The organism is Actinophytocola sp., assembly GCF_050699915.1.
Classification (GTDB): Bacteria; Actinomycetota; Actinomycetes; order Mycobacteriales; family Pseudonocardiaceae; genus Actinophytocola.
Window position 1 is genome coordinate 1 of record NZ_JBOHGA010000285.1, and the last position, 6844, is coordinate 6844.

General features: G+C 71.6%; 6 protein-coding genes. 3 read left to right on the plus strand and 3 right to left on the minus strand.

Annotated elements, in window-relative coordinates:
* A partial coding sequence (locus tag ACRDSK_RS30305; protein WP_431444812.1) for a CHAT domain-containing protein occupies nt 1–1466 on the plus strand: 1466 nt, incomplete at its 5' end.
* Between the two features lie 63 nt (nt 1467–1529).
* Entirely contained in the window at nt 1530–1841 is a 312-nt protein-coding gene (locus tag ACRDSK_RS30310; RefSeq protein ID WP_431444813.1) for a holin, read from the plus strand.
* On the opposite strand, the gene ACRDSK_RS30315 is transcribed toward ACRDSK_RS30310, so the two are convergent.
* From ACRDSK_RS30315 to ACRDSK_RS30325, 3 genes are all read right to left on the minus strand, one after another.
* Nucleotides 1838–2047 carry a DUF4177 domain-containing protein gene (locus ACRDSK_RS30315; RefSeq protein ID WP_431444814.1) on the minus strand — a complete coding sequence of 70 codons (210 nt, stop codon included), beginning with the start codon at nt 2045–2047 and terminating at the stop codon, nt 1838–1840. The genes ACRDSK_RS30310 and ACRDSK_RS30315 overlap by 4 nt on opposite strands.
* 70 nt (nt 2048–2117) lie before the next feature.
* Nucleotides 2118–5045, minus strand: a complete 2928-nt coding sequence (locus ACRDSK_RS30320) for a family 16 glycoside hydrolase (protein ID WP_431444818.1) — start codon at nt 5043–5045, stop codon at nt 2118–2120.
* Between the two features lie 252 nt (nt 5046–5297).
* A complete protein-coding gene (locus tag ACRDSK_RS30325; protein WP_431444815.1) occupies nt 5298–6152 on the minus strand; it encodes an alpha/beta fold hydrolase in 855 nt (284 codons plus the stop codon).
* 89 nt (nt 6153–6241) lie between these two features.
* On the opposite strand from ACRDSK_RS30325, the gene ACRDSK_RS30330 reads away from it, so the two are divergent.
* Complete coding sequence (locus ACRDSK_RS30330) at nt 6242–6826, plus strand: TetR/AcrR family transcriptional regulator (RefSeq protein ID WP_431444817.1); 585 nt, start codon at nt 6242–6244, stop codon at nt 6824–6826.
* The last annotated feature ends 18 nt before the right edge of the window (nt 6827–6844 follow it).

Sequence of the window (6844 nt, forward strand, 5' to 3'; positions counted from 1 at the left end):
GCCACCGGCACCGCGGCCCGGTCGCCGCCCGCGCGCTCGCCTGGCACGCCGCCGCCATCCTGCGGCTGAACCGAAACGACACTGCCGGCGCGGCCCGGGCGGCGCGGGCCGGACTCCGGGTCACCGACGAGCACGTCGCCGCGCTGGGCGCCACCGACCTGCGCGCGAGCGCCGCCGGCAACCGGGTCGAGCTGGCCGGGATCGGCCTGCGGATCGCGATGCGCAACGGCCGGCCGGAACGGGTGTTCCAGTGGGCGGAGCTCGGCCGGGCCAGCCACCTGCTCAACCCGCCGGCGCGCCCACCCGGCGACCCGGCGCTCGCCGGGCTCATCGCGGAGCTGCGGTCGGTGATGCACGAGATCACCGAGTCACGCCGGGAGGGCCGGGCCGACGTCCGGCTGCGCAACCGGCAGGTCGTGCTGGAACGCGCCATCCGCGACCACCACCGCAGCCGGATGACCGGGGCGACGAAGCGGACCGTCGACCCGCCCGGCATGGCCGAGCTGGCCGAGATCCTCGCCGACACCGCCCTGGTGGAGTTCGTCCAGGACGACGGCGTCCTACACGTCGTGACCATTGTGGACGGTCAACCGCGGATGCGGCGGCTGGCCAGGGTCGAGACGGTCGAGGGCCTCGTCGACAAGCTGCTGTACGCCCTGCGCAGGCTGTGCCACGACCGCGCCGCCCGGGACAGCGTCATCGCCGCGCAGTCGTTGTTCGTGCACACGGCGAACCGGCTGAGCGGGCTGCTGCTCGGCGGCATGCCGGAGATCGCCGACCGGCCGCTGACGCTCGTGCCCACCGGCCCGCTGCAGCGGATGCCGTGGGCCGTCCTGCCGGCGTGCGTGGGCCGGCCGGTGTCGGTGACCCCGGCCGCGGCGCTGCTGCGCGACGCCCACCGCCGCTCGTCCGAACCGGGCCGGGCCACCGTCGTGGCGGGTCCGGGACTCCCCGGCGGCCTGACGGAGGCGACGTCCATCGCCGGCATGTACGGCGTGCCGCCGCTGGTCCACGACGCGGCGACCGTCGAGGCGGTCACCGGCGCGCTCGACGGCAGCGAGGTCGCACACCTTGCGGCACACGGACTCCTGCGCACGGACAACCCGCTGTTCTGCTCGCTGCAGCTCGCGGACGGCCCGCTCATGGCCTACGACCTGACCCGCGTGGCACACCCGCCGGACACGGTCGTGCTGGCCGCGTGCGACACCGGCCGCCCGGTCGTGCTCGCGGGCGACGAGGTCATGGGCTTCGCCGCGACGCTCCTCGCGCACGGCACGCACCAGGTGGTGGCGCCGGTCATCGCCGTGCACGACATCGACACCGCGCCACTCATGATCGCGTTCCACCGGCTGCTGCACGCGGGCGAGCCGCCGGCCGCCGCGCTCGCCGCCGCGCAGCAGCAGACCGTCCACAGTCACCACCACGGCATCGCCGCCGTCGCGCGATTCGTCTGCATCGGCAACTGAGGTTGCGTATCACCACGCGCCCGGCCACCTCTTTTCCTACAAGACGGAGAAAGGCGGTCGGCCATGTCAGACATCTGGAGTCGGAAGTTCTGGAAGGACGCGATCGAGCGCGCGGCGAAGACGGCGGCCCAGGTGCTGGCGGCCATGCTGGCCGCGGGACAGACGAGCCTGCTGGATCTCGACTGGCAGGCCACGCTTGCCACTGTCGGAACAGCCGCGGCGCTGTCGATCCTGACCTCGGTCGGGAGCGTAAAGGCGGGGTCGGTCGGCACCGCCTCGCTGGTGCCCGCGGCCGCGACACCCGACGCGCGCGACAAGGACCGCGCCGAGCCCGACGAGGACCGCGCCGAGCGCGAAGAGGCGCCGGTGAGCTAACCGGCGGGCCGCTCGAAGGTGACGAGGATGCCCTCGACGCCGCCCGGGCCGATGCGGCCCTTGATCTCGGCGGTGGTGATCGCCTTCAGGCGCCAGCCCTCGGCGGCGTGATCGTTCAAGATGTGTTCCAGCTTGCTGCCGGACATCTTCCCGCCGATCAGCTTCTCCCGGAGTTCGATGACCTTGTACTCGTACAGATCAGCCATGCGTTCCATCATGACGCCCGCGCGGACGAGGCGCACGGGCCCCGGCCGAACAGCCGGGGCCCGTGCGCCGTCAGCTCAGCGGTTCGATCCAGATGTTGCGGTAGCGCGGGTTCGCGCCGGGGTCGCCGTGGTCCTGTAGCCGGATCGCACCCGGTTCGGCGGTCTCCGGCAGGCTGTCGCCGGTGCCGCTGTCGATGGCCACGTCCTCGTGCACCACCACCCCGTTCCACACCACCGTGACCCGGGCGTCGGAGACCTTGTTGCCCGCCGCGTCGAAGCGGGCCGCCCGGAAGACGATCTCGTAGGTCTGCCAGGTGCCCGGCGCGGTCGCCGCGTTCGAGTCCGGCGCTCGCTTCGAGTAGATCGCGCCGGCCTCGTCCGCCGCCGGTGTGGTGTCCCCATAGGACTCCAGCACCTGCAGCTCGTAGCGCTCCTGCAGGTAGATCCCGCTGTTGCCGCGCGCCTGCCCGGTCACGTCCGGCGGGTAGTCCGGCTCGTACCACTCGACGTGGAGCCTGAAGTCACCGAACTTCTGCTTGGTGCGGATGTCCCCGCCGAGCGACTCCATCGACCCGTCGGCCAGCGGCCACGAGGCCGGCCCGCCCGCGCGTGCCTCCCACGCGTCCAGGTCGGCCCCGTCGAACAGGACGATGCGCTCGGCGGCGCTCACCGAGATCTTGTCCAGGTTGACGTTGCCGGCGTCGCCCTCGTCGTAGACGAACGCCACCGTGTTGGCGCCGGCGGTGAGCGGCACCTGTTCGGTGCGGGTCGCCCACGTGTCCCAGTCGCCCGTGCTCGCGAGCTGTACCTGACGCACCTTGGTGCCGTTGACGTACATGCTCACCGACTTCGTGCCGCCGACCGGGTTCGGCCCGTTCGAGTAGCGGAGCCCGACGTTGTAGCTGCCGGCGGCCGGCACGTCCACCGCGAACGACGTCGTGGCGCCCTGGTTCCAGTACCCGTCGACGAAGCCGCTGCCCGAGTAGCCGGCGTGGTCGGTGTTGACCGCGGCGCCGCCGGACAACGCCGCCGCCTCGGCCTCGTACTCCGTGCCGGCCGGGGCGGCGCCGACGGCGGAGTTGAGCGTGTACCATGCCTCGGTGCTCCACAGCTGCGCCCCGGACTCGGCCGCGAACGGCCGCGGCGAGCGGACGTGCACCACCCGGCCGGTCTGCAGCCCCGGGACGCGCAGTGTGACCTTCTTCCGGTCGGCGGACAGCTCCGCCGAGGACGCGGTCAGCGTCTGCTCGTCGACCTTCGGGCCGCCGTAGTCGGCCGTCGGCACGTAGCGCCACTGCGTCACGTCGTACCTCGTCACCAGGTTCTGCGCGGTCTCGGCCGACAGCGGCTGGGTGTACTCGAGCTCGAAGCCGCCGTCGATCGCGCGCATGGCGAGGATGTCGAACGCGTTGGTGCCGTTGGGAGTCAGCTTCTGCAGGCCGTGGTTGAGCTTGCCCGGCTGACCCCAGTTGCCGCCGGCGCCGATGCCGCCGGTGTAGATGGCGCCGTCGGGCCCGAGGCTGATGCGGCTCACGCCCGCCTCCAGCCCCTGCGTCATCCGGAAGACCGCACCCTGGTACTCGCCGTTGACCTTCTCCAGGTACGCCCGCTGCAGGCCGCCGTAGGTGACGTCGCCGAACACCAGCTGGCCGGCGAACGGGCCCTCGGTCAGCTGCACGGGGTTGCTCGGCGAGTTGGCGATCTCGTTCTGCGGCAGCCACAGGACCGGCTGGGTCACCGGCCGGTTGTCGAACGGGCCGTCGGGGTTCATGTGGTGGTTGAAGAACCGGTCCTGCTTGATGTGCAGCAACTTCGACGACGGCAGCCAGGCGCCCTGGTTGTCGGTGACGAAGACGTCGCCCTCGGGCCCCCAGCCGATGCCGTGCGGCGTGCGCAGTCCACCGGCCACATAGGACACCTCGCCGGTGTTCTTGTCGACCTTGATCGTGGTGCCGCGGTTGGGTGCGGGCTGCGGGTCGGTCGTGGCGCCGCCGTAGTCGATGGCCACGGACAGGTTCAGGTAGAAGAAGCCGTCCCGGTAGAGCATGCCGAACGCGAACTCGTGGAAGTTCCCGCCGAACGGCCAGGTCGCGACCGTGCGGTACTGGTCGGTCACGCCGTCGCCGTTGGTGTCGTTCAGCTCGGTGAGCCCGTCCTTCTCGGAGACGTAGAGCTTGCCGTCGACGTACTTGATGCCCATCGGCTCCTTGAGCCCGGAGGCGATGCGCTGCGACTGCACCCGGGACGGGTCGGTGTCGCCGGTGACGTTGCTGAGCAGGTAGACCTCGCCGAGCTCGTTGTCGGTGCCGCCCCAGGTGGCGATCGCCATGCGGCCGTCCGGCAGCCAGTCCATGGCGCTGACCTGCGGTTCGAACCCGGCCGGGCGCAGGTTGGTCAGCGTGTAGCCGGGGTGCACGCCGGTCAGCGGCAGGCCGTCGCCGGGCGCGTCGGTGCTGGCCTCGCACTCCTTGCGGCCGGGCGCGGTTACCCGCACGACGTCCGCGTCGGTGCTCAGCACGGAGTTCGGCACGACGGAGAACCCGCCCGCGCCCGGCGGCCGCCACTCCAGCGTGACCTGCTGGTCGACCTCGTTGTCGAAGTGGTCGATCTTCAGGGCGTGGTAGCCGGTCGACAGGTCGACGCTGCCCTCCATCGGCGTCGGCGCGTGCAGGCCGTCGTGGTTGACCACCATCGCGCCGTCGACCAGCAGCCGGGAGCCGTCGTCGCTGGTGAGCCGGAACGTGTAGCTGCCGGCGGTGGTGATGTTGATGTTCCCGGTGACCTCGGAGATGAAGTGGTCGCCGATCTCGAAGACGTCGGTGGTCGTCCAGTCGATGGTCGGCATGAGCTTGTCGACGTTGGGAGTCTGGCCGGGCTTGAGCGCGCACAGCTTGCTGAGCGAGGTCTGCAGGTCGAACACACGCAGCGTCACGCCGGGCTCCTGGGGCGGCGGGTCCGCGGCCGCGCGGGCCGGGGTGAGCGCGGTGATCGCCGACATCAGGACGACGAGGACGGCGAGCAGCCCGGTGGCCAGGGGCAGCCGGGCAGGGAGGCGAACCGGCATGGACGTACTCCTCGAACGGCAGGGACCGCGCCGGGGCAGGGCCGGCGCGGGTTCGTGAGCTGAGTCACACTCAACTCGGACCGTAGGAGGACTTTCGTTTGTAGTCAACGAAAGATGGTGCAAAACCCGCCAAAGTTACGTCGAATGGTCGCCCATTTCGCCTGAACGTCCGGTTTTCGGCGGCGGTTAGTTCATCAGCTGCACGAAGAAGTCCGCGAGCAGCTCACCGACGCGGCCCGGGTCGTCCTCCTGCAGGAAGTGGCCGCAGTTCGACAGCGCGGTGACCGTGGCCGCGGGCAGGTCCCGCCCCAGGCGGGCGAAGGTGTCCGCGACATCGGGGAGCACGCGGTCCCGCTCGCCGTAGACCACGCGCACCGGGACGTCCACAGAGGACACACGGGCGCCGAGCGTGACGAACTGGTCGGGCGACAGGCCGATGCCGGCCTTCGCGAGAGCCAGCCGCGCGTCCGTGGCCGCGAACGGCGTCAGCATCTCGGCCAGGACGTCGCCGGGCAGCCCGGTCTCGTCGGCCCGGCCAAGGCGCAGCACCTCGGTAAGACCTTCGGGACTGGTCAACCGCTCCCGCGGCCCGGGCGTGCTCAGCATGGTCAGGAACTCGATGACCTCCGGCGAGACCTCGGGGTAAAGCAGCGTGTTCAGCAGCGCGAGCGCGCTGACCCGGACCGGGTTCTCGAGCGCCCAGTGCACGGCGATCGGGCCGCCGAGGTCGTGCCCCGCGACGGCCACCCGGTCGATCGCCAACCGCTCGAGCAGGCCGTCGATCGCGCGCTCGAAGTCCGGGAAGTCGTACCGACCGTCGACCGGCTTGTCCGAGGCGCCGAAGCCGGGCAGGTCGAGCGCGACGACACGGTTGGCGCGCGCGATCGCCGGCATCACCCCGCGCCACAGGAGGGACGAGGTCGGCCAGCCGTGCAGGAGCAGCACCGCCGGCCCGGACCCGAGCTCGCGATAGCCGAGCGTGAACCCGTCGTCGAGGCGGATCCGCCGCAGCGTGGGCACGTCCGTCTTGGTGTCGCTCATCTTCCGCTCCCGTCCACAAACAAACCGACTGTCGGTCTGCAAGTTAACAGACCGACAGTCGGTTTGGCGAGGCCCTAGACTTGCCCGCGATGGACAACCGAGTCGAGAAGGGCAAGGCGACCCGCGAGGCGCTGGTCGGCGTGGCCCGGGAGCTGTTCGGCGAGCACGGGTACGACGGCACGTCGATCGGGGCCGTGCTGTCGGCGGCCGGCGTCGCCCGAGGCGCGCTGTACCACCACTTCGCCACCAAGGAGGAGCTCTTCGACGCCGTGCTCGACCGGGAGGTGGCGCGGGTCGCCGCCGTCGCGGCCGAAGCCGCCCTCGCCGCGAGCGATCCGCTCGAGCGCCTGCGCGCGGGCTGCGCCACGTGGCTGCGGGTCGCGCTCGATCCGGCGGTTCAGCGCATCGTGCTGATCGACCCGCCCCGGGTGGTCGGCTGGAAGCGTTGGCGCGAGCTCGACGACGTCCACACGCTCGGCGGCCTGCGCGCGAGCATCGCCGCGCTGGCCGCGCAGGGCCGGGTCGCCGAGGCCGAAGTGGACACTCTCGCCCACATGCTGCTAGCCGCGGTGGCCGAGGCCGCCCTGCTGATCGCCCAGGCCGACGACCCCGAGGCCGCCCTCACCAGCGCGCTGGCGACCGTCGACACGCTCCTCACCCGGGTCCTCGGCTAGAGACGAGAGCGTGGCCGG

Excerpts from the sequence above, each read along its gene's own strand:
- ACRDSK_RS30315 (WP_431444814.1), bottom strand. The coding sequence starts at position 2,047 with ATGGCTGATCTGTACGAGTACAAGGTCATCGAACTCCGGGAGAAGCTG.
- ACRDSK_RS30320 (WP_431444818.1), bottom strand. The coding sequence starts at position 5,045 with ATGTCGGCGATCACCGCGCTCACCCCGGCCCGCGCGGCCGCGGACCCG.
- ACRDSK_RS30325 (WP_431444815.1), bottom strand. The coding sequence starts at position 6,152 with ATGAGCGACACCAAGACGGACGTGCCCACGCTGCGGCGGATCCGCCTC.
- ACRDSK_RS30310 (WP_431444813.1), top strand. The coding sequence starts at position 1,530 with ATGTCAGACATCTGGAGTCGGAAGTTCTGGAAGGACGCGATCGAGCGC.
- ACRDSK_RS30330 (WP_431444817.1), top strand. The coding sequence starts at position 6,242 with ATGGACAACCGAGTCGAGAAGGGCAAGGCGACCCGCGAGGCGCTGGTC.